The 23,456-nt window shown below is 65.4% G+C and carries 25 protein-coding genes; 14 read left to right on the forward strand and 11 right to left on the reverse strand.

All coding sequences use genetic code 11. The features are described 5' to 3' along the window. Window positions 1-77: 77 nt before the first annotated feature. On the forward strand, window positions 78-611 hold the full coding sequence (locus AC239G_RS14685) for a hypothetical protein (RefSeq protein ID WP_376905867.1): 534 nt from the start codon (window positions 78-80) through the stop codon (window positions 609-611). 427 nt (window positions 612-1,038) lie between these two features. Continuing rightward, window positions 1,039-2,268, forward strand: coding sequence for a calcium:cation antiporter (locus AC239G_RS14690; protein ID WP_487489178.1), 1,230 nt, complete (start codon window positions 1,039-1,041; stop codon window positions 2,266-2,268). 80 nt (window positions 2,269-2,348) lie between these two features. Here AC239G_RS14690 and AC239G_RS14695 read toward each other — a convergent pair whose 3' ends face one another. Then, entirely contained in the window at window positions 2,349-2,816 is a 468-nt protein-coding gene (locus AC239G_RS14695) for a winged helix-turn-helix transcriptional regulator (protein WP_259357483.1), read from the reverse strand. A gap of 76 nt (window positions 2,817-2,892) precedes the next feature. Between AC239G_RS14695 and AC239G_RS14700 the strand changes: the two genes are divergently transcribed. Together AC239G_RS14700 and AC239G_RS14705 are read left to right on the forward strand one after the other, a co-directional pair. After that, window positions 2,893-3,333 carry a PaaI family thioesterase gene (locus tag AC239G_RS14700; RefSeq protein ID WP_376905869.1) on the forward strand — a complete coding sequence of 147 codons (441 nt, stop codon included), beginning with the start codon at window positions 2,893-2,895 and terminating at the stop codon, window positions 3,331-3,333. A gap of 1 nt (window position 3,334) precedes the next feature. Next, window positions 3,335-3,850: a PaaI family thioesterase gene (locus AC239G_RS14705; protein ID WP_487489179.1), complete on the forward strand. Its 516-nt coding sequence runs from the start codon at window positions 3,335-3,337 to the stop codon at window positions 3,848-3,850. 3 nt (window positions 3,851-3,853) lie between these two features. On the opposite strand, the gene AC239G_RS14710 is transcribed toward AC239G_RS14705, so the two are convergent. Further along, on the reverse strand, window positions 3,854-5,455 hold the full coding sequence (locus AC239G_RS14710) for an AMP-binding protein (protein ID WP_487489180.1): 1,602 nt from the start codon (window positions 5,453-5,455) through the stop codon (window positions 3,854-3,856). Between the two features lie 186 nt (window positions 5,456-5,641). Continuing rightward, entirely contained in the window at window positions 5,642-6,697 is a 1,056-nt protein-coding gene (locus AC239G_RS14715) for a GmrSD restriction endonuclease domain-containing protein (RefSeq protein ID WP_487489181.1), read from the reverse strand. A gap of 271 nt (window positions 6,698-6,968) precedes the next feature. Here AC239G_RS14715 and AC239G_RS14720 point away from each other — a divergent pair, with 271 nt between their 5' ends. Beyond that, complete coding sequence (locus AC239G_RS14720) at window positions 6,969-7,661, forward strand: hypothetical protein (RefSeq protein WP_487489182.1); 693 nt, start codon at window positions 6,969-6,971, stop codon at window positions 7,659-7,661. A 142-nt stretch (window positions 7,662-7,803) separates the two neighbouring features. On the opposite strand, the gene AC239G_RS14725 is transcribed toward AC239G_RS14720, so the two are convergent. Continuing rightward, entirely contained in the window at window positions 7,804-8,601 is a 798-nt protein-coding gene (locus AC239G_RS14725; RefSeq protein ID WP_487489183.1) for an NAD(P)H-dependent oxidoreductase, read from the reverse strand. Between the two features lie 80 nt (window positions 8,602-8,681). Between AC239G_RS14725 and AC239G_RS14730 the strand changes: the two genes are divergently transcribed. Then, complete coding sequence (locus AC239G_RS14730; protein WP_139468224.1) at window positions 8,682-9,623, forward strand: AraC family transcriptional regulator; 942 nt, start codon at window positions 8,682-8,684, stop codon at window positions 9,621-9,623. A 14-nt stretch (window positions 9,624-9,637) separates the two neighbouring features. On the opposite strand, the gene AC239G_RS14735 is transcribed toward AC239G_RS14730, so the two are convergent. The 4 genes from AC239G_RS14735 to AC239G_RS14750 are packed head-to-tail and all read right to left on the reverse strand — an operon-like array spanning window position 9,638 to window position 12,979. After that, window positions 9,638-10,438: a sulfite exporter TauE/SafE family protein gene (locus tag AC239G_RS14735; RefSeq protein WP_487489184.1), complete on the reverse strand. Its 801-nt coding sequence runs from the start codon at window positions 10,436-10,438 to the stop codon at window positions 9,638-9,640. A gap of 15 nt (window positions 10,439-10,453) precedes the next feature. After that, window positions 10,454-11,260, reverse strand: coding sequence for a thioesterase family protein (locus AC239G_RS14740; RefSeq protein ID WP_487489185.1), 807 nt, complete (start codon window positions 11,258-11,260; stop codon window positions 10,454-10,456). Window positions 11,261-11,304: 44 nt separating this feature from the next. Then, window positions 11,305-12,060: an enoyl-CoA hydratase/isomerase family protein gene (locus AC239G_RS14745; protein WP_139468221.1), complete on the reverse strand. Its 756-nt coding sequence runs from the start codon at window positions 12,058-12,060 to the stop codon at window positions 11,305-11,307. A gap of 31 nt (window positions 12,061-12,091) precedes the next feature. After that, window positions 12,092-12,979 (reverse strand): LysR family transcriptional regulator, encoded by an 888-nt coding sequence (locus tag AC239G_RS14750; RefSeq protein WP_139468220.1) that lies wholly within the window; start codon window positions 12,977-12,979, stop codon window positions 12,092-12,094. A gap of 79 nt (window positions 12,980-13,058) precedes the next feature. Here AC239G_RS14750 and AC239G_RS14755 point away from each other — a divergent pair, with 79 nt between their 5' ends. The 6 genes from AC239G_RS14755 to AC239G_RS14780 all read left to right on the forward strand — a co-directional run bounded on the left by AC239G_RS14755 (window position 13,059) and on the right by AC239G_RS14780 (window position 19,860). Further along, window positions 13,059-14,006 carry an EamA family transporter gene (locus tag AC239G_RS14755; protein WP_218973628.1) on the forward strand — a complete coding sequence of 316 codons (948 nt, stop codon included), beginning with the start codon at window positions 13,059-13,061 and terminating at the stop codon, window positions 14,004-14,006. Next, entirely contained in the window at window positions 14,003-14,638 is a 636-nt protein-coding gene (locus tag AC239G_RS14760) for an NAD(P)-dependent oxidoreductase (RefSeq protein WP_487489186.1), read from the forward strand. The genes AC239G_RS14755 and AC239G_RS14760 overlap by 4 nt, the downstream gene beginning before the upstream one ends. Before the next feature lie 148 nt (window positions 14,639-14,786). Next, on the forward strand, window positions 14,787-16,193 hold the full coding sequence (locus AC239G_RS14765; protein WP_139468217.1) for an MFS transporter: 1,407 nt from the start codon (window positions 14,787-14,789) through the stop codon (window positions 16,191-16,193). Continuing rightward, a complete protein-coding gene (locus AC239G_RS14770) occupies window positions 16,190-16,852 on the forward strand; it encodes a GntR family transcriptional regulator (protein ID WP_139468216.1) in 663 nt (220 codons plus the stop codon). Before AC239G_RS14765 ends, AC239G_RS14770 begins: the two co-directional genes overlap by 4 nt. Before the next feature lie 220 nt (window positions 16,853-17,072). Further along, window positions 17,073-18,083 carry an aldo/keto reductase family protein gene (locus AC239G_RS14775; protein ID WP_487489187.1) on the forward strand — a complete coding sequence of 337 codons (1,011 nt, stop codon included), beginning with the start codon at window positions 17,073-17,075 and terminating at the stop codon, window positions 18,081-18,083. A 325-nt stretch (window positions 18,084-18,408) separates the two neighbouring features. After that, a complete protein-coding gene (locus AC239G_RS14780) occupies window positions 18,409-19,860 on the forward strand; it encodes an MDR family MFS transporter (protein ID WP_487489188.1) in 1,452 nt (483 codons plus the stop codon). Between the two features lie 70 nt (window positions 19,861-19,930). Here AC239G_RS14780 and AC239G_RS14785 read toward each other — a convergent pair whose 3' ends face one another. Next, the gene (locus AC239G_RS14785; protein ID WP_139468213.1) at window positions 19,931-20,482 is read right to left on the reverse strand and encodes a TetR/AcrR family transcriptional regulator; all 552 of its coding nucleotides are present in this window, start codon (window positions 20,480-20,482) and stop codon (window positions 19,931-19,933) included. A 114-nt stretch (window positions 20,483-20,596) separates the two neighbouring features. On the opposite strand from AC239G_RS14785, the gene AC239G_RS14790 reads away from it, so the two are divergent. Then, the gene (locus AC239G_RS14790) at window positions 20,597-21,130 is read left to right on the forward strand and encodes a DoxX family protein (protein WP_139468212.1); all 534 of its coding nucleotides are present in this window, start codon (window positions 20,597-20,599) and stop codon (window positions 21,128-21,130) included. Window positions 21,131-21,140: 10 nt separating this feature from the next. On the opposite strand, the gene AC239G_RS14795 is transcribed toward AC239G_RS14790, so the two are convergent. Next, a complete protein-coding gene (locus AC239G_RS14795) occupies window positions 21,141-21,656 on the reverse strand; it encodes an SRPBCC domain-containing protein (protein WP_139468211.1) in 516 nt (171 codons plus the stop codon). A gap of 16 nt (window positions 21,657-21,672) precedes the next feature. Between AC239G_RS14795 and AC239G_RS14800 the strand changes: the two genes are divergently transcribed. Next, a complete protein-coding gene (locus AC239G_RS14800) occupies window positions 21,673-22,014 on the forward strand; it encodes an ArsR/SmtB family transcription factor (RefSeq protein ID WP_181270692.1) in 342 nt (113 codons plus the stop codon). 100 nt (window positions 22,015-22,114) lie between these two features. Here AC239G_RS14800 and AC239G_RS14805 read toward each other — a convergent pair whose 3' ends face one another. Next, window positions 22,115-23,347, reverse strand: coding sequence for an MFS transporter (locus AC239G_RS14805; protein WP_181270693.1), 1,233 nt, complete (start codon window positions 23,345-23,347; stop codon window positions 22,115-22,117). Window positions 23,348-23,456 lie beyond the last annotated feature (109 nt).

The raw sequence follows: 23,456 nt of genomic DNA on the forward strand, positions 1-23,456 counted from the left end.
ATCTTTTATAGCACACCACTGCCACGACGTGCTATCGTTTTAGCACGCACCTGCTAACAAATCAAAGGAGATCGCCCATGTCACCCCTCCTCATCGCCCTCGGAGTCATAGCCGTCCTCGCCGTCGTCATCGTTCGGCGCTTCTGCGGAGAGCCCGTCGACGCCAAAGATCTCGCAATTCCACCGCTGATACTGCTGGGGCTGGCCATCAAGGAACTGTGGGGATTCAGCCATTGGACACCGGCGAACCTCACCTTCCTGACCGCCTCGGTGGTGGTCGGTGTCAGCTTCGGAATGCTGCGCGGAGCTTCCACGGTCCTCTTCGAACGAGACGGGACTCTCCACCAGAAATACACGGTGAAGACGATGATCATCTGGGCATGCAGCCTGCTGGCAGGGCTGGGCCTGCATTTCGGAGCTCAGCTCATCGGCGCCGAAGAAGCCGTTCGCCCTATGACACTGAGCATCGGATTGAGCCTGCTCGGCGAAGCGATCACCTGCGGCGGGCGGGGTCTGCAGTCGGGCATTCCTTTCAGCAACCGCGACGCGATGCGCAACGGCTCCGACACATCAGCACTGAGCGGGCTCGTCGACCACGTGCGACACAGGTGAGCGGGCTCGTCGACCGCGTGCGGCAGCGGTGAGCGGCAACGTGCTGGCAAGGGCACGGTTGACGACGAGTAGCACTGTTTCAAACGTGGGCCACTCAACTCAAACCGTGCCGTAGCGGCTGCCCGATCCAGCGAATCAATTCACCCTGCTCTGAATTTCACAGCAAGGAAGGTGGCCATTTCCGAGGACCCTATACAGATCCAGAACGTGCGCTCCGACGAAAGGCTCGCGCCCACCAACGTGCACCCCAATTTGGCCGACGGCGCGCTCGAGCCGCACCCGCACCCCAAGCCATCCGGTGCCCCAGATCACCAGATTTGCCGGGCCAGGCGGGCCTGGATAACCTGAAAGCGGAAGGAACCAGTCGGGACGACCCGGCTGCGTGAGACTCACGATGAGGACGGCCTCAGAGACAGGAAGACCTTTCATGACCGCCGCCCTCCGCACCATCATCACGCCGACCGCAATTCTGCGACTCGTCCTCGGCTGGGGCGTGTTCATCGCCCTGCAGTTCATGCGCTCTCTGCTTGCCCCGCCGGTCCCCCTGCCGCTGCTCGTGACCGCACTCGTGGTCATCATCGCGGTCATCCTCATCTGCGCCTTCGGAGTCGTCACCGAAGCCGAGCACTTAGCGAACCGCCTCGGCGATCCCTACGGCTCGCTCGTGCTGACGATCTCGATCTGCCTCATCGAGGTCATCCTCATCGCTGCGGTCCTGCTGGGCCCCGGCGACCACGCGACGATCGCCCGCGATTCGGTGATGGCGGTATCGATGATCATCCTCAACGCCGTAATCGGCCTCTGCCTGCTCGTCAGCGGACTGCGCCACGGCGCACTCACCCACAATCGCACGGGTGTCTCGAATTACCTGGTCATGATCGTCGTTTTCGCCGCCCTCGCCTTCGCCGTGCCCGCCCTGATCGGCACCCCGGACGGGGCCTACGAGATCTGGCAGGAGATCCCGATCATCGTGGTCACCGTCGGCGCCTACGTCTTCTTCCTCTACCGACAGATGGGCCCGCAGGCTCACGAATTCACCGAGGTGGCCCCCGTCGGGTCTGCTTCGGCGGGCGCCTCATCGACTGCCGGAACGACGCAGTCCTCCCCCACCGAGGCGGCCGGCCGGCCCGAATCAACCCGACCCGAGGCGGCCGACCAAACCGACGACGCGTCTCACGGAATCGTCGAGATCCTCTCGACCCACCGCGTGGAGATCGTCCTCCGGCTGGCCCTCCTCGTCGCCACGGTGCTGCCAATTGTGCTGCTCTCCCACGATATGGCCACACTGCTAGACGACGGTCTGGGCCGCCTTGGCGCTCCGGTGGCCCTGTCCGGGGTGGTCATTGCGATGATCGTGTTCCTGCCCGAGACCCTCACCTCTCTGCGGGCGGCCTGGAACGGGGAGATCCAGCGGGTAAGCAACCTCTGCCACGGTGCACAGGTCTCCACGGTGGGACTGACGATTCCGACGGTTCTAGTCATCGGTATGCTCACCGATCAGCAGATCGTGCTCGCCGAGTCACCGATCAACCTCGCGCTGCTGGCGATCACGCTCATGGTCTCCATCATCGGGTTCGCCGCCAAGAAGGTAACGGCCGTCCAGGGGGCCGCTCACATCATCATCTTCGTCGTGTTCGGCCTCGCGCTCTTCGCGTGACCTGCCCAAACAGCGCGTGAGCTGCTGAACCGACGCGTGAGCAGCCTACGGCTTCGCCAGAGCGCCGGGGCCGGGAGGACTTACGCTCTCACTTCTGCACCGGGGCCGGGCGCTGTCTGGCCCTCGCTCGGCGAGGTGAGCTCGTGTCCGGCCGCGCACATGACTTTCGCCTCGACCGGTTCGCAGCAGTCGCGGTGCGTCACGTCTACCGGAGGGCCGTCCGGCCCTGAGCAATGCCTGTCGCCCCACTGGAGAAGCGCGATGAGCACGGGATAGAGATCGCGGCCCTTGTCAGTGAGTCGATATTCCTTTCGCGCTCGCCGACCCGGTTCACTGTAGGTCGCGGGCTCGAGGAGACCGGCCGCGACGAGTGTGCGGAGACGTTCGGCGAGCACCGGATCGGAGACCCCGAGGTGGTCGCGCAGCTGATCGAATCGCCGCACACCGTTGAACGCATCCCGCAGGATGAGCAACGTCCACTTCTGTCCGATGACATCAAGACTGCGTCGGATCGAGCAGGCAGCTGAGTCGTATTCGAGCCATTCCATGTCCCCCTCCTTCGGTTGACCGTCGTCGACGCCCTAGGCTAACTTCATAATAACAAGTCAGATCGAAGGAGAACACATGACTGATGACGCGCAGGCCGCCCAGACCCCCGATGTCTCGCTGGAGAAGGCAAGTCGATTCGTCGCGGCTTCCGGTTTCGTCGTCGAGGAGGTGACGGCCACCTCGGTGCGGGGATATGCCGAACTCGACGAGAATCACCACACTCCATGGGGCGTCATCCACGGCGGCGTGTACACGACCATCGTCGAAAGCGCAGGCAGCATCGGCGCTTCATACGCCGTGGCTGAGCGCGGCGAGTTCGCCGTCGGCGTCCACAACGCCACCGACTTCCTGCGCCCGAGCACGGGAGCCCGCGTCAATGTCGAGGGCAACGCTCTTCACCAGGGACGCACTCAGCAGCTCTGGGAGATCATCATCACGGATGCGGCCAGCGGCAAGCAGCTCTCACGCGGCCAGCTGCGCCTCCAGAACGTCCCCATGCCCGAAGGGAGCAACTGAGATGAGCACCGAGGCTGAGCCGAAACTTCGCGAAACGACCGTGACCTGGGGCGATCCGGCCATCGGTCTCAAGCAGCTTCCCCACCTCGACGGATTCGACTTCCTCCAGAAGATCGCCGACGGCGAGATTCCCGGCGCTCCCATCGGAGCACACATCGGAATGGAATTCACCGAGGTGGAGCGGGGCAAGGTCACTTTCACCTGCCATCCCGACGAGTCCCACTACAACCCGATCGGAGTGGTCCACGGCGGTCTGGTCTGCACCCTGCTCGACTCGGTCCTCGGATGTGCCGCGCATTCGCTGCTGCCCGCAGGTATGGGCTACACGTCGATCGACATCAACGTCAGCTACCTGCGGCCCGTGACCGCCGACAGCGGCCCTCTGGTCGCCACCGGCAGAGTCACCAAACCGGGACGCCGGGTCACCTTCGCCGAGGGTGAGGTCGTTGACGCAGCAGGCAAGGCCGTCGCGACGGCAACGAGCAGCTTGTTGGTCTTCCCTCTCGAATCGGCCTGAGCCTCAGCTCCCAGCCATCTCCCGCAGTGCGTTCTTGCGGATCTTGCCGGTCGACGTCGTCGGCAGTTCCTCGACGAATTCGACTCCGGCCGGTGCCTTGTAGGAGGCGATTCGGGTCTTGACGAATGCGATGAGGTCGGCTTCGTTCACTTTGGCACCGGGCCCCAGAACGACGTAGGCCAACGGTCGCTGTCCCCACTTCTCGTCGGGCATTCCGACCACGGCCGCCTCGGCGACGGATTCGTGGGCGACGAGAGCCTGCTCGACCTCGATCGTGGAGATGTTCTCCCCGCCGGAGATGACGATGTCCTTGGCACGGTCGAGGATCTGGACATACCCGTCGGGGTGCATCACGGCAAGATCACCCGTGTGGAACCAGCCGCCGCGGAACGCCTCGGCGGTGGCTTCGGGCGCATTGAGGTAGCCCTTCATGACGTTGTTGCCGCGCATGACGATCTCGCCCATCGTCACCCCATCGCGAGGCACGTCGGTGAGCACATCGTCGTCGCGCAGCTCGACCACGCGCATACGTTCGGCGCTGATCATGCCGACCCCCTGGCGGGACTTCAGCTTCGCGCGCTCCTCCACCGGCAGGCCGGTCCATCCGGGCTGCGGTTCGCACGAGGAGTACGGGCCGTAGGATTCGGTAAGTCCGTAGACGTGGATGACCTCGATGCCGAGGCCCTCCAACAGGGCGATCGTCGTCGGCGACGGCGGGGCGCCGGCCGTGGTGATGGACAGCGATCCGTCCAGGTCGTGGGCCTCCTTGGCCCCGGCGATGGTGTTGAGCACGACGGGAGCACCGGCCATCCGCGTGACCTTCTCCTCGTCGATGAGCCGCCAGGCTTCTGGTCCACGCACGGCTCGGATGCACACGTGCGTGCCCGACACCGCGGTCAGCGCCCAGGTCGTGCACCAGCCGTTGCAGTGGAACATCGGCAGCGTCCACAGGTACTTGGTCAGAGCCGGGAAGTCCTGCGTGATGACCTCGCCGAGCGAGTTCAGGTACGCCCCGCGGTGGGTGTACATGACGCCCTTCGGCCGGCCCGTCGTGCCCGAGGTGTAATTGACGGTGATCGTCGCCGTTTCGTCCTCGACCTCGTAGGCGCGGGGTGATTCCGGCGCCGAGGCGGTCCAGTCGGCATACGCTTCCACGCTGAGATCCGCGGCGGCCACCTCACCTGGGGTGCCGTCCTCGTCGGGGTGGACGACGATGGTGTCGACGGCGTTCGCAGCTCCGGCATCGATGACCGGCTGGAGGAGTCCGGCATCGCCGAAGAAGAACTTCACTTCGCTGTGGCCGAGGATGTACTCCACCTCGGGCGGCGCCAGTCGGGTGTTGAGCATGACGAGCACGCCGCCGGCCAACGGGACCGCGTAGTGGGCGATGAGCGCCTCGGCACTGTTAGGGGCGAGCACCGCAACCGTATCCCCTGGCTTCAATCCACGGCGGACGAGTCCTTCGGCGAGGTTCTGGACGGTCTCAGCCATCTGCCGGTAGGTGAAGCGGCGGGGCCCGTCGACGATCGCCTCCCGGTCCGGGTGTGCCTCGAGCGAGCGCTCGAGGAAGCGCAGCGGAGTCAGGGCGGTATCGAGTCCGGACATGGGTATCTCCTCATCGTCGATGATCGTGGCGGCCGTCGGCAGGCGCAGCTGCGACGGTATTCGACTTCAGATTACCGAGCGACTGTGACCTCGTGCACACCACCCCTCGCCGAGTCGGACGGCCGGCAGCGCGACCGTTTCCTGTCCGCGCTTCGGTTCCATGCGAATGTGAGCGTGACGCCTCCGCTATTCGCAGCCGATTCCGTCGCCGTCGCGGTCGAGGTGGGACCCGTATCCGGGGTCGCCTCGGCGAACGGGTGCGGCACCGGCTTCGCGGGCGGCCGTGCAGTTCTCGAAGTAGGACGACGAGTTCGATGAGCCACCTGATGATCCGCTCGACGACGATCCCGGGCTCGAGGATTTCTGCTTCGCCGGGCGGGTCTCTTCCTTCGTGGTGACATTGTCGCCGTCACCGGGGCCGGGCCAGTCGACATCCTCGGCGAAGGCGGGCTGGTCGTCGCACTTCGCAAGCACGCGTTCCATGGCGGCCTTCTCGGCCGGGACCACCCACAACTCGTATTTGTGCTTCACGGCGATCTGTCGGGCGACGTATTCGCAGCGAAAGCTCTTGTTCGGCGGCAGCCAAGTCGCGGCGTCGCCGTCGCCCTTCTGTCGGTTGAGGCTTGAGCTGACGGCGAGCAGGTTGAGCGGGTCGTTGCCGAATTCCTTGAGCGTCTCGTCGTCGAATTTGAAAGCCCCGGTCTGCCAGGCGTTCGATCGGGCGACGACATGGTCGATGTCGACGGCGTTCGCGCCCCGGTCGAAGTCGTAGGTGTCGCCGGCATAGAGGTCGTCGAGCGTCCCGGCCAGCACGATGCATCCTTGAGTTCCGGCTTTGAGGGTGATGGTCGTGAGGTCGCGGCGGAGTACGTCGTTGCGGGTGTCGCAGCCGTTGTGGTCGGTGTCCGACCGCCATTTGAACAGGTCACCGTCGTACCCGGTCTTCGGCGCCCGGCCCTTGACCGTGAGTTCAGCCAACATCGCCGAGGCGGTCCCCGTCGCCGCGCTGCCCGCGCGGCCTTCGTCTCCTTCGCCGGCTTCGTCGGTGTCATCGGAATCCGACGGCGAGGGGATATCCTCGCTTGCCTCCGAGGCCCCACGTGTGGGTGTGGGGTCGGCGGCGCCGGATGAGACGGTGTCGACGGTCGGATCGGCATCCTCGGCACATCCGGAGAGGAGGCCGAGGGACAGGACTGCTGCGAATGCCGCGAGTGCGCGGCGTGAGGAAGAGAGCAAGGGCATGGGCTTTCGGGCGTGCAGGCTCGCCACTGGGGCGAGGTGGTTCAGACGTGGTCGTGGACCGAGCCGACACGAATGCCGCTGCCCGATCCACTCCGATCAGTGTAGGTCCGGCGGAGCGACGATGGCACACGGTCGGCCGGAACGTATCCCATTCGTTAGATACGCGGAAACGTGCCAGCAGACATCCCGCTGACCATCCCATCTGACTCCACCGGCGGGTGGGTGCATGATGGAATGGAACGGTGAGCAGCCTCGGCGAGGAGGATTTTCGATGCGACACGATGAGGAGCGTCCGCGCACCACCGGGTTCCTGGCCGATGGGACGGTGCCGGGGCACTGGACGCAGGTGCTCGGGTCGATGCGCGCGAATCCGTTCACGCATCTTTCCCCGGATGAGGTGCGCACCGAGGCGGCCCACTACCTCATCGTCGCTCCCTCCGCCGAGGTGGCCCGTGCGTGTTTCGGGGAAATGCTCGATGCGTTCGGGGACTCGGTTGAGATCGCCGCCCTCGAAGGGCTCGTGCCCAATCACGTCCCCGCTGGGACGTGGGTGTTCCTGCCACATCGGCAGGACGGGTGGACGGATCTCGAGGACGCCTCGGCGAAGGTGCGGGCGGCTTTGGTCAAGGAGAACTCGTCACGAGAGGCCTCCCACAAGCTGGTTCTCATGGAGTACGGGATCAACCTGTGGATGTGGGCCGAGCCGCCGTCGAGCGGAGGCGACCCCGTCTGCCATGCCGGCGAACTCATCAGCTGGGAAAGCGCCTGGGCCCTGGGCACGAGCGGAAGCGATGAGAGTGATTCCGGAAGCGGCACGGACGGTGCGACTGTCGCGGGAAACGCTGTCACGACAGAACCGTCACCACCGGCTGCTTCTTCGGAAACTGCGCGTCCGGCCTCAGCCCGCCCGCCGATCTACTTCGGCCTGCCACCTATTCTGCGCAGGCGCCGCTGGGACAACTGAGCACATTCTCTGACCCACCCTCGTCGACCGCTCGAGTTAGCCTCGAGCGCACACGCATTGCGGATTGAGGCGAGCGCTCGGCGCTCATACGAGCGGTCTTTGGCCAGGAACATGGCTGAGGCGAGCGGTCGAACAACCTCGGTCAACCGGCCCGGTGGATCGTCAGGTCCGTGCGTCCGGGATGGACGCTGTCGACCAGCGCCCGAGTGGACCGGTCATAGTCTCCGCCCAGCATTCGACGGTAGGGGCGCGCACGTTCCTCGCGCAGTCCCGCGATCCGAGCGGTCAGTCGCGCGGCCTCCCGTTCTCTGCCGTCGGCACCGAGCCCATCCGCGTCATAGACTACGTGGAGGTCGAGGGTTTCGATCCCGACGTACCACAGTGCACCGTGTGTCAGCGGAAAGAGCAGTGATTCGAGGTCGCCGCTGATTCCGCGTGGGCCCAGTGTTCGACTGTCGTCTCCTGCTGTGACGATGATCAGTGCTTTCCTGCCCATGAGCCTACCGTCGCCGTAGCGTCTCGGCAGCCCGGTGGAGTCATCGACGTCGCCTTGCGCGAAACCGGTCTGCAGCACGCGGTCGATCCATCCTTTGAGCATCGCGGGAGGCCCGTACCACCACAGCGGAAACTGGAGAACCAGGAGTTCGGACGCCGCCAGCCGCTCCTGTTCGCGTCTCACCTCAGGCTCGACCTCACCCCGGGCATAGGCTTCGCCAGTCAGTTCCGCCAGGTTCCCACCGGCGCCGGACAGACTTCCGAGATCATGCTCACCTAGCGTCGGGTTGAAGCGATCGGCGTAGAGATCCGACACTGTGAGCTCGTATTTATCGGCCAGCGCGGATCGACCGACTTGGAGCAGGTGCCTGTTGAGCGAATCTGCTTGCGGATGTGTGTAGACCCAGTGGGCGTGACCGGAGATCGGTTCATGAAATGAGTTCATGACTCAATTACATACGAGGCGCACGAGACGGAGAATAGGTGGCACGATCAGATAGATGCTCCATCGTCTAAAATGGCAACGTGGATGCTCTGACAAATGTGCTCACACATATCCGGTCGTCCGGCGCGCTGCTGGGTAGGACTTTGGCGAATCCGCCATGGTCTGCAGTGTTCGCGGAGAAGTCCTCTCTTACGCTCGTCGCCATGATCCGGGGTGATGCGTGGATCGTCGATGGTGGACAGTCTCACCGACTCAAGCCCCATGACATCGCCGTTGTCGTCGGACAGGCCCCTTTCGAGGTCACCAGTGACCCCGGAATGTCTCCTGATCCCATGTACGTCCAGACGGAGTCGGGAGTCTGCCTTGCCGCAGACGGAGGTGTGGCCGACAGCATTGCGCTGGGGACCCGGACCTGCGGCACACAGTTGGATGCCGATGACACTATGCTGACCGGATCATTCACTGTGAACGGTCGCGTAGCCGACCGCCTGCTGACGACACTCCCTCGGGTATTCGTCGTGCCGCACGAGTCACAGCGCACGAAGACGCTGGGTCTTCTTGAGACGGAGATCATGCGCGAAGAGCCCGGACAACAGGTCATCCTCGATCGACTGCTCGACGTCGTGCTGGCTGCGGCGCTGCGGGACTGGTTCGCAATGCCCGAAGTTCAGGCCCCAGGCTGGTACCGCGCGAGCTCCGACCCGACCGTGGGCGCCGCGCTCAACGCCATCCATGATTCCCCGCAGCACCCATGGACCATCGCGACTCTGGCCGAACAGTCCAACGTCTCGCGAGCGACGCTGGCAAGACGTTTCACCGAACTGCTGGGAGAGCCCCCTCTGACATACCTGACGAGCTGGCGTCTGTGCTTGGCCGCCGACCTCCTTGAACAGAGCGACTCGACAGTCGAATCCGTGGCGCTCGAAGTCGGCTACTCCAGCGGATACTCACTCAGCACTGCCTTCTATCGCGAGTACGGGATCCGCCCCAGCCGGTATCGCAGGGCGTCAGCAGACGCCTGACTGCACCTGCTTCCTCACGCCACGGCGACGACTACCCCAGCCGCCACAAGCAACACGAAATACCCCCAGGCGTGGAGGATCTCGGGGATCTTCGGCACCCGACGGCGCAGGAACACGATGATCGGCAGTCCGCCGATGAGCAACGCCGCGGCCGCCACCAGGTCGAGTGATCCCACGATGCCCGGGGCATCGATCGCCGCCGGGGTCAGGATCGTCACGAGCACGGCCGGGCTCATGATCACCAAGGTCAGCGGGTTGGCCAGCGTCGTGGCCACGGTCATCGTCGCCCCGGACCGGCGCATCATCGGCACCGTCATCACCGACCCTCCGACACCGAGGAACGAAGCCAGCCCACCGATCGGCACACCCCAGACAGCGGCGATTCCTCGGCCTCCCTCGCTGACTTCGCCAACGTCATCGACGACCGCGGCCTTGCGTCGGAAGAATCCGGGCCGGGCGAGCAGATCGATGGCAGTGGCCGCAATGTACGCGACGAACCCCCACTGCAGCAGCGCGTCCGGTGCGAATCGTCCTGCGAACGCACCCAATCCCCCGCCCAGCGCGAGCAGCCCGAGCAGCCACCATCGCCCTTTCAGGTGGGCGAGCGTGGATCGCTTCGTCGACACCGTCGCGACGATCGCGTTGACGAGCATCACCAACGCCGAGGTGGCCGACGCCACCCGCGCCGTGTCATGTCCGAGATCCGCATCGACGAGGGTGATGATCGGGACCGTGACGAAGCCGCCGCCGAACCCGAAGAGCACGGTGGTCAGGCCGACGAGGCAGCCGATGAGAACGAGTCCGAGGAATTCCATGACTGGCGGGAAACCTCAGAGCCGGGCGATGAGCAACGGCTGGGTCACCGATCCGACATATCCGACCTCGTCCGCCAGATCACCGTCCGTGACACCGCGCCCATCAGGGCCGACGTGGGTGCGGGCATTCATGTTCAGCCACTCCGACCGCGGTTCGCGAGCGAAGGTCAGCGACAGTGACGGCGGAATGAACGTCCACTCGCCGAACGGAACCGCCGCCGAGACGCCGTTCGCCGAGTCCGCAGCGATGACGAAGCGTTGGATCGGGCTCGTCTCCTCACCAGCGACGAGCGGGATGCGCGGTCGCACCCACACATCGGCCGCGCCAAGTTCTTGGAGGCCGCCGGAGACGAAGCGCCACTCGATGGCACGCCCATAGCCCCAGTCGGGGCTGATGCCGGGGAAATACTTCTGCTCCTGCGGTTCCGGCACCACCGAGGTGTCGAAGGTCGAGGCCACTTCGGCGCTGGATTCGGGTGTCGAGCGCATCCGCCACGCGGTTGCGGTGACGGCGAGTCGGCCCTCGGCCCAGAGTTTGGCCTCGACGAGCTCGATTCGCTTTCCGGGCCTCACGATCGTCGCCTCGGTGCGGATGCGGCCCTGCGGGATAGGGCCGAGCATGTCGATGGTCAGCCGCCCGATGCTCATCGCCTCGTCCTCACGGACTCGTTCGACGGCCCTGGCCAGCAGCGCGGCGGGCGGGCCGCCGTGCTGCATCGCCTCATCCCACGGGCTCGTCGTCGCACGTGTGGAGTCGAATTCGTCCTCGCCGCGCGGAAGGTAGAAGGCCTCGGGAAGCGGGCTGACCTCGTTGTCTGTCATGCAATTTCCTCAGTCGTTGAGCGTTTCCACCATTCTGCCCGACCTCAGACTTTGCCCTCGGGGTCTGAGTCGCCCGAGCCGGGGTCGGCAGTCTCGTTCTTCGCGGCGAAGGCGAGCGCGAACTCCTTCTTGCTATCGGCAATCGCCTGCGCCTCGAAGGTGTTCTTCCACGTCCGCAGCAGTCGCTTCTGCTGCGCGATGACGGCCCGATCGGCGCGTGTGGTGTCGCGCAGCAGCTCGAGTGCGCGCTCCTCGACCGACCCGTCGACGGAGTCGTTGAGGAAGCCGCAGGCGAGCATGTCAGCGGCGGAGAAACAGTTGCCGGTGAGCACGAACTCTGTCGCCTTCGTCCAGCCCATCAGGCGGTGGAGGTTGACCGATTCGAGCACCGAGGGGATGCCGATGCGCACCTCGGGCATCGAATACCAGGAGTCCTGGCTGCCGATGCGGAAGTCCGCGGCTGCGGCGATCTCGGCGGCCCCGCCGATGCAGTAGCCGTCGATGGCGGCGGCGACAGGAAGGGCGCAGTCCTTGATCGCTTCGCACACCTCGCCGAGGCGGCTGATCGTCGCGTACGCCCGCGACGCACTCGTGTGCGCGAATTGTGCGGTGTCCATTCCGGCTGAGAATCCGCGTCCGCCGGCCGAGGTAAGCAGGACCGCGCGCAGGCTCTCGTGAGCACCCGCCTCGGTGAAGGCGTCGATGAGCTGTCCGAGCATGTCCTCGGTGAGCGCATTCGCCTGCCCCGGATTGTCGATGGTGACGGTAAGAATGTCGTCGGTGCGGTCTTGCCTGATCATGCGGGCTCCTGCCTGTGAGTGTGTCGCTTCCTCAACCTTGTTCCGCCCCAAGGCTCGCCAACGCCGACTCAACAAAGGCCGACGCCGCCGGGCTCGGATTGAATTCGCTCCAGGCGAGGTATTCGACGCGCTTCGGCCCGTCGACCACGGGCACGGTGATCAGTCCTCGCCCCTCCGGCACAACTGCCGGGGCAAGCAACGCGATGCCGAGGTCGTGTGCGACGAGGTCGAGCATCATGTCCACGAGCATCGATTCGAACGCAACCGTTCGGGTCAGCCCCGCCTCGTCGAAGGCCCGATCCGACTGAGCTCGACCGGGGCTGTCGGCGGGGAAGTCGACGAATGCCTCGTCGGCGAGATCGGCCAACCGCAGGCGCTTGCGCCGCGCGAACCGGTGCCCGGGACCGAGCACGGCCACGAGCCTCTCCCGAGCCAGCACCTGACTTGCCACCCCGGTCGGCACCGCCGCCTCCGGCAATCCGAGGACTGCCGCGTCGAGGGACCCGGCACGGATCCGCTCGATGAAATCGACGCTGCCGCCCACACTCAATCCGACGCTCACCTGCGGATACGTCCGATGAAACCGTCCGAGCACGGCGACGAGGTCGAGTCGGGTCACCGTCGGGATCGCCCCGACCGTCAGATTTCCACGCATCTGCCCTGTCGCCGCGACCGCCTCGGTGACAGTCCGATCCGCGGCGTCGAGAGTCGCCCGGGCACCGGCGACGAAGGCGTGCCCGGCTTCGGTGAGTTCGACCCGTCGGCTGGTCCGAGCGAAGAGTTGGACACCGAGCTCGCGTTCGAGAGCCTTGATCTGATGGCTGAGTGCCGATTGCACGACATGGGTTTTCTGGGCCGCTCGGGTGAAATTCCGCTCCTCGGCGACGGCGAGGGCATAGCGCAGCTGCTGCAACTCCATTCATACATGATGACAGTTCATGGATTCGATGAAAACTATGTGTTGGACTCATGGCACGATTCAGGCAGACGCTGGAGTCATGACAACGACGACCACACTCACCCCATCCACCCCGACTCCGGCGAGCTCCCGGGTCGGCACCACCGTCCTCACCGCCCTCGCCCCTGCAGTGTGGGGCACGACGTACCTTGTGACCACGGAATTCCTGCCGACGGGCCACCCGCTCTTCGCCGCGCTCATGCGCGCCCTGCCCGCGGGCCTCATCGGTCTCCTCATCGCCCGCCGCCTGCCCGCCGGGTCCTGGTGGTGGAAAGCAGTGGTGCTCGGCACGCTCAACATCGGGATCTTCTTTCCGCTCCTGTTCGTCGCAGCCGCTCGCCTGCCCGGCGGGGTCGCTGCGACCCTGGGAGCCGCGCAGCCGATCCTCGTCACCGTCCTCGCAGTCATCGTCCTCGGTGAGCGTCTGTCGGTGTGGCGATTGGGCTGGGGGTTCGTCGGCGTTGCCGGAGTCGGTCTCGTCGTGCTCGGCCCCGGCGCCGGTTTCGATCCAGTCGGCATCGCAGCGGGCATCCTCGGTGCCGCCTCGATGGGAACCGGCGTCATCCTCGCCAAGAAATGGGGACTGCCGCCGGGCATCGGACCGGTCGGGTTCGCGAGCTGGCAGCTGAGTGCCGGCGGACTCGTCCTCCTCCTGCCCACCCTGCTCATCGAAGGCGTCCCCGCACAGGTCGACGCCCCGGGCATCGCCGGCTATCTGTGGCTGGGCGGCGTCGGCGGACTGCTCGCCTACACCCTGTGGTTTCGCGGCCTCGGACGCCTGCCGGTCACCGCGACCGCCCTGCTCGGACTGCTCTCCCCGCTCGTGGCTGCCGGACTCGGCATCGTCTTCGCCGGTGAGAGCCTCAACCTCGCGCAGATCGCCGGATTCGTCCTCGCTCTGGCAGCACTAGCCTGCGGACAGCTCTCCCCGACCGCACTCAACCGTGCACGCACATCAAACCGCACAGAGAAGGAACCCGCAGTATGAAGATCACCGTCATCGGAACCACCGGAATGGTCGGCTCCCGCATCGTCGCCGAGGCGGCCGACCGCGGCCATGGCATCATCGCCGCCTCCCGCCACCCCGAACACACACCTCGCCCCGAGGTGCATCCGCTGGCGATTGACGCCAGTCGTTCGCAGGACCTCGACCGTGCCCTGCGCGGTGCCGACGCAGCCGTTCTCACTGTGCGCGCGACACCCGGTCAGACACAGCAGTTCCTCTCCATCACGGAGGAAGTGCTGCAAGCGACCGCTCACGCAAGGGTGCCGCTGCTCATCGTCGGCGGTGCCGGGCCGCTGCGCTCCCCGAACCGGGCCGACATCCTCGTAGTCGACGATCCGGAGTTCGTCGCCGCCGAGTGGAAGGAGCTCGCTGCCGCCAGCGTCGCCCAGCTCGACGTCTGCCGCAACCAGGGCGGAGACCACTGGACCTACCTCAGCCCGCCGGCGGTGCTCGAACCCGGCAACCGCCTCGGCGAGTACCAGCGCGGAACGACAGCCCTGCTCATCGGGGCGGACGGCCAGGCGCGCATCAGCGCCGAGGACCTCGCCGCTGCCGTCATCGACGAACTCGAATCACCAGAGGGCGACCGGCACTTCACCGTCGCAAGAGTCTGAGGTTCGCGCGGTCAGGCGAAGGGCATCGGCCGGCCACCACCTCGGTCGTCCCTGTCTGTCCCACCTGCGGCCAGACTCACTCTTGTATCCAAGATGGATGCAAGTTAATGTGAGTGAGTCCTGACCACCACGACGACGTGAGACCACCATGACCAGCCACATCCGCGAACAGGCCAAACTCATCACCGCCCAGCTCCTCTCGGGAGCCGGCATCGCCTCCGGGTATGCCGTCGGCGGACTGCTCGCCGAGGAGATCACCGGGCAGACCTCGATGGCCGGTTTCGCGCAGATGAGCGTCATTCTCGGCGCCGGCCTCATCGCCTATCCTCTCGCCGTGCTCGCCGGTCGTTCCGGTCGTCGTAAGGCGCTGACCTTGGGCTTCGGCATCGGCACGCTCGGCGCCGTGGTCGTCCTCATCGGCGTCGCCCTGCAGTTCCTGCCCTTGTTCATGCTCGGGATGATGATGTGCGGATCCTCGACCGCCTCCGGCCTGCAGGCTCGTTACGCCGCCGTCGACCTTGCCGACCCGGCCGCCGCAGGCCGAGCGATGTCCCTGGTGGTGTGGGCGACGACCGTCGGCTCCGTCCTCGGCCCCAGCTTCACCGCTCCCGGAGCCCACCTCGGCGAAACACTGGGCATGAACGGATTGGCCGGGCCCTACCTCATCTCCATGGTGGCGTTCGCCCTGGCGACGCTGTCGGCCTCGACGCTGACGAAGTCGGTGGCCGCCGGAACCGACCACCCCAGCGAACCCAGGGTCGACGATCCCGGCCACGACGGTGAGGGCACGGCCGAGGTCAACGACAGCGCCGCCTCGGCGAAGGAATCCGCCCCGACCGACAAGTCCACCACCACTGAGGCGACCGCCCCTCCCCCGATGAAACTCGGCGAAGCGCTGCGCTTCGCCCTGGCCCGCCCGGTGCCGCTGTTCGCGATGATCACAATCATCGCGGGGCAGATGATGATGACCAACGTCATGGTCATGACCCCGGTGCACATGGATCACCAGGAGTTCAGCCTCGGCGCCATCGGCATCGTCGTGAGCATCCACATCGCCGGCATGTACGCCCTGTCCCCTGTATTCGGCTGGATGGCCGACCGGTGGGGTTCGGGCGGCGTCATCGCAGGTGGGGCCGGTATCTTCGTTCTCACGATCGTCCTCGGCGTCATCGATGCGGTGGCCCCGGAGTCGTCGATGGTGCTGCTGTCGACCGCGCTGTCGCTGCTCGGAATCGGATGGTCCATGTTCCTCATCGGCGGCTCGTCCCTACTCACCGCCTCGGTGCCGGCACATGCGAAGGTGCCGCTGCAGGGCGCCTCGGATTCGGCGATGAACCTCGGAGGGGCGCTCATGGCGGCGATGGCCGGGACTGTACTCGGCGCCGGCGGATTCCTGTGGATTAACCTCATGGCCACGTTCGTCCTGCTCATCGCCGTCGGATTCTCGATCCGCGCGATCCCGCTGATGAGCTGGCCCGGACGCCGCACTGCCGGCCTCGCCGAGGCGGCCGACCCGCCCGCTGCCGCCACGAGACAGGATGGGGCAGGGAAATGAGCACGAATACACGATCCTCGAGAACGGCGACGGAATCGATGAGCGCGGCCGAACGCGCCTATTCGGTCATCCGCGGGCAGATCCTCAACGGCTCTCACGTGCCCGGGACGATGCTCGGCGAGGCGGCACTGGCCACCGAGATCGGCGTCAGCCGCACCCCGGTGCGCGTGGCTCTGGCCCGATTGCAGGACGAGGGGTGGATCCACATCTATCCCAAGCGCGGGGCGATCGTCCAAGGCATCGACGAACGCACGGTCTCCGAGCTCGCCGATGCCCGTTATGTGCTCGAGACGACCGCTGTCGAGCGGGCATCCGAACCCATGCGGAAACGGTTGGCGGAGAAACTCGGCGCTCTCATCACGCAGCATCGAGCCGCTTTCGCAGAGGGGGACGTCGCCCGATTCATCGAGCTCACCCTGGAGTTCCACCGCGGCTTCGTCGAGGCAGGGGACAACCGGGTGATGCTCGAGATGTATTCGCTGCTCTCCGACCGGCACCGATTCACCCTTTTCATGAACAGCCGACACCTGCTCGATCGGTCGGACGAACTCATCGCCGAACACGAGGCCCTTGTCGCACATCTGCGCTCCGGCGATTCCGCGGCATTCGCGGCGACTCTGCAGGGCCACATCGCGGAGAACGCCGGCCCGGCGCACTGACGGACGGATGCACCGGGCCCCTGTGGCGATTCGACTCGACGTCTCCTCGTAACGGCACAGTCTGAGTTGAGCAGCCCATGTTTGAACATGGGCTATCCACCTCGAACTGGGCCGCGACCGCACGGGCCGGCCGCTCGCGCTCGCTGCGCACTCACCGGTGGACTGAGTCCCGCCTCGGCGAGGGGTTCCCCACTCCCGCGCCCAGTCGTAGGCTGAGGTCATGGAGCACAGATATCTGGGAAACAGCGGACTCAAGATCTCCGAGATCACGTACGGCAACTGGCTCACGCACGGTTCGCAGGTGGAGAACGACACCGCCACGAAGTGCGTGCACGCCGCCCTCGACGCGGGCATTTCCACCTTCGACACCGCCGACGTCTACGCGAACACCGTCGCCGAACAGGTCCTCGGCGATGCGCTCAAGGGCCAACGACGCGAATCGCTCGAGATCTTCACGAAGGTCTACTTCCCCACCGGACCCAGGGGACACAATGACACCGGCCTGTCGCGCAAGCACATGATGGAGTCGATCAACGGCTCGCTGCGCCGACTCGGCACCGACTACGTCGACCTCTACCAGGCACACCGCTACGACTACGAGACCCCGTTGGAAGAGACGATGCAGGCCTTCGCCGACATCGTCCGCTCCGGCAAGGCCCTCTACATCGGCGTGAGCGAATGGAACGCCGACCAGCTGCGCGCCGCCCACCACCTGGCCCGCGACCTCGGCATCCAGCTCGTGTCGAACCAACCGCAGTACAACATGCTCTGGCGCGTCATCGAAGAACGGGTCGTCCCGACGTCGAGGGAACTCGGCATCTCGCAGATCGTCTGGTCCCCGATCGCCCAGGGCGCACTGACCGGCAAGTACAAGCCCGGCCAGCCGGTCCCCGCCGGATCCCGGGCAACCGACGAGGACGGCGGCGGCGCCGAATCGATCAGGAGCCGCTATCTCCACGACGACAAGCTCACGGCCGTGGCGAAGCTCGAACCGATCGCCGACGAGCTCGGAATCACTATGGCGCAGCTCGCGATCGCCTGGGTGCTGGCCAACGACAACGTCGCCACCGCCCTCGTCGGCGCCTCCCGCCCCGAGCAGATCGCCTCGAACGCCGAGGCCGCCGGGGTCACCCTCGACGCGGACGTCCTCACGCGCATCGACGACATCCTCGGCGACCTGCCGGAGACCGACCCCAACAAGACCCAATCACCGGCCACCCGCCTGACCTGACCCCTCACCGAGGCGGCCGACCGTCCGACCGGCCCCTCACCGAGGCGGCCGACCGTTGCGATTCCGACCGCGGCCCCGTATCGGGCCACGATCAGGATCGTCCGCACCGGCGACGGGTGTCTGTCACCCAACCGGGAGATGAACTCAATGAATCTCACACCGACCCGGGGCCGCCTCGGCGAGGGTGGTGGGTTAAACTGCATGAAGCGGTTATATAACCAAGGAATTTATTTCCGGGCGCAAAGAGGAGCCGATTCAGCACACCGCCGCGGGCAGGCTGTCGCTGGAAGACGAGAAGAGACGCAGACGACGAACAGGTGAGGGGATGCCATTGGCGAACGGAGACGATATTCAGAAGGACCCGTCAGAAGGCACCCCGGTCAACCGAAACCTCGTGCTTGCGGTTCTCGTCTCAGGCGCGTTCGTCATCATCCTCAACCAGACGCTGCTCAACACCGCCCTACCGGCGTTCATGCACTACTTCGACATCACCTCCGGCGCCGCACAGTGGGTGACGACGAGCTTCATGCTCGTCAACGGCATCATGATCCCGGTGACCGCGTTCCTCATCGAGAAGTTCACGACGCGCGGCCTGTTCTTCACCGCCATGGGTCTGTTCATCATCGGCACCATCGTCTGCGCGATCGCTCCGGTCTATCCGGTGATGCTCATCGGCCGCGTCATCCAAGCCTCGGCCGGCGGAATCATCATGCCGCTCATGCAGACGATTCTCTTCGCGATCTTCCCCGTCGAGAAGCGCGGATCAGCCATGGGCACCTTCGGCCTCGTCATCGCCTTCGCACCGGCCATCGGCCCCAGCCTCTCCGGTTGGATCGTCGACCACCTTCCGTGGCAGACGCTGTTCTACATGATGCTGCCGATCGCGATCATCGATCTCATCGTCGCCTATTTCCTGCTCAAGAACGTCACCGAACGCACCTTCCCCCGACTCGACGTCCTCTCGATCATCCTCTCCACCCTCGGCTTCGGCGGACTGCTGTTCGGCTTCGGCACCGCCGGTGACGCCGGCTGGCTCAGCGCCGAGGTGCTCATCCCGCTGGTCATCGGCGCGATCTCGCTGACATTCTTCATCACCCGTCAGTTCAAACTCGAACAGCCGATCCTCGAGTTCCGCATCCTCCGCTACCGAATGTTCACGCTCAACACCCTGCTGGGCATGTGCGTGTTCATCGTCATGGTCGGCGGCATGATGGTCCTGCCGCTGTACATGCAGAACATGAATGACTTCTCGGCCATGGAGTCGGGTCTGGTCCTGCTTCCCGGCGCCGCGGTGATGGGACTGATGTCGCCGGTGACCGGTCGCGTGTTCGACGCCGTGGGCGCCAAATGGCTCGCGATCGCCGGCTTCGTCCTGCTCACCGGAACCACGTTCCTCCTCGCGCGGCTGGAACCGGACACCTCGTTCGTCTACCTCGCCGTCGTCAACACGATCCGCATGTTCGGTGTCGCCATGGTGATGATGCCGGTGACCACGGCCGCGCTCAACCAGCTGCCCTCGCACCTCATCCCCCACGGCACTGCCCTGAACAACACGCTGCGCCAGATCGCGGCGTCGGTCGGCACCGCGGCGCTCGTGACGATCATGGTCTCGGCCGCGCGGAACCCGGAGACCTACGGCATGGCAGGCCTGGTCCACGGCGCGAACGTCGCGTTCTTCGTCGCCGCCTGCGTCGGCATCCTCGGCGTCATCGGTGCGTTCTTCATCAAGAACTCCCACGGACTCGAACCGGGGCAGAAGAAGGTCGCCGGCAAGTGATTCCGGGGCACCGCAGGTGCCTCACCGCCATATAAACAGATCCGGCCCAGCCCCTCAGCGGCCCAGCCCCTCAGCGGCTCCTGTCGGCGCCCTCGACGAGGTGGCCCGCCACGATGCGCGCCTGTCTGAGTGCGTCTTCGGGCTCCACTGCTCCGCTGAGCACCAGAGTGGCGTATCCGTGGACGAGCGACCATGCCGCCACCCCGAAGTCGGAGTCCGGCCCCGATCTGGTCGTCGCCACTCCGACCGAGAGCGCCGCCCACGCCCGCTGACGGGCCGCAGTCAGTTCGCCGTCGTCATCGTGGAGCAGCCGGGGTTGGAACATCACCGTAAAGTGGGATGGGCAGGCGAGCGCGAATTCGACGTACGCGACTCCGCGGTCGATGAGTCCGCCGCCTTCGTCGACTCCGGACATCGCCTCCGCCAGGCGGTCGTATCCTTCTGTCGCCAGCGCCGTGAGCAGACCGGATTTGTCACCGAAATGATACGTCGGAGCGGCGTTGGAGACGCCGGCCCGCTTCGCCAGCGCACGCATGCTCAGTTTGGCCACGCCGTCTTCGGCAATCGCCGAGGCGGTCTCCGCCAACAGGGTTCGACGCAGATCCCCATGATGATAAGTCACAGTCCGATCGTACCGGAGCAAACTTTTCATTGACAAGATGCTTGTCGGCGATCTATCTTTTCACTGTAAAGATTCGTCGCGGCCGCAAGGCCTCGCTCATCGAAGGAGCCTCTCATGGCACCCTTGCTCTTTCTCCTCATCACCACTCTCGCCGTCTACGCCGTCGGACGCTTCAACTCGGCGGCGGCCGAACATGGCCTTGGTACATGGCCGGTGGCAATCCGGTTCGGGCTGGCCGTGATGTTCATCGTCACCGGCATCTCACATTTCGTCGGCATGCGCGAGGCTCTCATCGACATGGTGCCGCCATGGCTTCCAGCACCGGCTGCGCTCGTCACCGTGACCGGGGTGCTCGAACTGCTCGGAGCCTTCGGCCTGCTGCTGCGCCCGACTCGCCCGTGGGCGGCCGGCGGGCTGGGGCTGATGCTCATCCTCATGTTCCCGGCGAATGTGCATCTGGCGCTGACCGGCGAGAATCTGCCGTGGGACGATCAGCTGGTGCCGCGCACAGTAATGCAGGCCGTCTTCCTTGCCGCGGTCCTCGCAGTGCTCATTCCGGAGATCCGGGCACAACGGGGAGCACGAAGGCAGCGCACGTCGGGCACTGTGACGACATCGGACTCTGCGGCGGGACCGTCCGGGCGCTGACGTCCCGGGCTTATTTGTAGTAGCCCTCGCGGAGGTTGATTCCGTGCTCGATCCAAACCTTGAGAGCCGAGAGCATTCCGGTCCAGCCCATGCAGTTGCCGAAGGCGCCCTGAGCTCCGCCCTCGGTGAGCTTCCAGGACTTCTCCGTGATCGTCACGAGCGTCCGCGCACCGTCATCGACGGGAGTGAACTCGAAGGTCGTTGTCGTGTCACTCTCCACGGAATCGTCGGAACCCTCCCAGCGGATGACGATCTTCTCGTCCTGGAAGTTCTCGACGACTTCGACTGGGAATCGACCCGGGAAGTCAGCGAAGTCCCATGTCACGTCGGCCCCGGCCTCCAAACGGCCGCGGGCGCCGCCGGTCGTGAAGTAATGCGAGAGCTGCTCGGGATCAGCGACCGCCTCATAGGTCTCATGAGGAGTCTTCGAGATGTAGCCGGTGACCGTGAAGGACAGCTCCTCCAATGGACGGGACTGATCGTTCTGCTCGACGGGTGTGTTCTGGGTGCTCTGCTCATCTGTCATGTGATATTTTTACCACATGTCACGGGAGTTGGGAACAGGCTCGGATGAATCCGACGATGCGGTCTTCAAGGCCCTGGCCAACCCCAACCGCCGACGCGTCCTCGACCTGCTGCGGACTCGACCGCGGACGACCGGTGAGGTCTGCGAGGCGTTTCCCGACCTCGATCGCACGACTGTGCTGCAGCATATTCGAGTGCTCGAGGGCGCTGAGCTGGTCACCGGCCGCAAGGAAGGACGCACCCGACTGCTGGCTCTGGCACCGCTCCCGATCAAACGGATCCATGATCGCTGGATCGGTGAGTACACACGTGCGGCCGTCGGACTGCTCGCGCAGCTCGATGAGGAGTCCCCGCACTGACGATCCAGCCCTGCCCTTCAACCACAGGCTCAGTCGCACCCCGCAGTCTCCGGGTCAGCAGCGCCCGCACTGACAGCTCAGCCGTGCCCGCACTGACAGCTCAGCCGTGCCCGTTGTTCCGCCTCTGCAGAGTCCGCGCGATCCACGACAGGGCACCGGTGAACAGCAGAAGCAGAGCACACACCAAGAAGGTCGACGACGACCCGAGATAGGTGAAACCGAGCCCGCCGACCACACCTGCGACGGCCAGCCCGATGTCGAAGTTCATATTCCATGCGACGCTGGCCCGGCTCGGCGAACTGACCGCGGCGAAGGCCATGACGAGACTTGCCGACTGCATGGCGCCCAATCCCAGTCCGATGACGAGCATCGAGGCGAACAGCGTCCCACCGTAGGAGACGACAGCGCAGACCAGCCCGATCGCCGTCAGGACGAGGCCCAAGATGTTGAGGGCGAACGGCGGGAAGCTGTCCGAAACGGCCCCGACGACGAAGCGTCCGATGACCGCCGAGATCTGCATCCCGGCGATGAACAGTGCCGCTACGGCGACGTCCTCGCCCGGACCGAAGCCGACGATGATCCCGAAGACGATCATGCCGACGAGGAACGGAGAGAGCATGAGGACGAGCCCGAGCGCTTCCCCCGCCCAGCGTCCTGCTTTTCGGAGGCTCCGCTTCTCGTTGCGTCCGGACCGAACCCCGACCGTCTCGTTGCCGCTCGGCGATGCTCCCGAATCGTCATTCCCACGCCGAGGCGGCCGACCGGGTACGTATTTGAGCACAGTGGGAATGGCCAGGAGGAGACAGGCGCAGACGATGATGCGGAAGGTCCAGATCGGGATCGTCTCAACCAACCACAGCCCCAGCGGAGCTCCGACGGCCGCGGCCAGGGAAGTGATCCCACCGAAGAAGCCCAGCGCCTTGCCGGTCCGTCCCGGCGCGGTCGTTCCTGGGACCGCGGCATTGGCGAGGACGACGAAGAGCCCGAACCCGACGCCTCCGCAGAGTCCGGCGAGGACGAGTGCCAACAGGGGCGGGGTGACGAAGAGTCCGAGGAGCTGGCCGAGGAACTGCAGGACTAGAGCCAGCATGAGCGAGGCCTTGAAACCGAAGACGCGACCGGCCCACGGGGCGAAGGGCTGGGCGACGATGACACCGATCATCATCGTCGTCAGCACGGACCCGCCGGTGACGGTCGACAGTCCGTCCGTCGCCGCAATCGTCACCATCGTCGAATAGCTGAAGAAGAAGGCGGAGAACCCGAACATCGCCGTCCACACCAGACCCAACAGCGCCGGGGTGTACGTCGCCTGAGACGGATGTTCGGGGTCCATAGTCCGAGGTTACGACATCGGCACTGCATCTGCCGTGCCCGCACCATCTGCCGTCCATCTGGTGCAGAAGTGTTCACCTCCACGTCAGAATGATCGCCTACCATCGGTC

The organism is Brevibacterium sp. Lmc1, assembly GCF_057654315.1.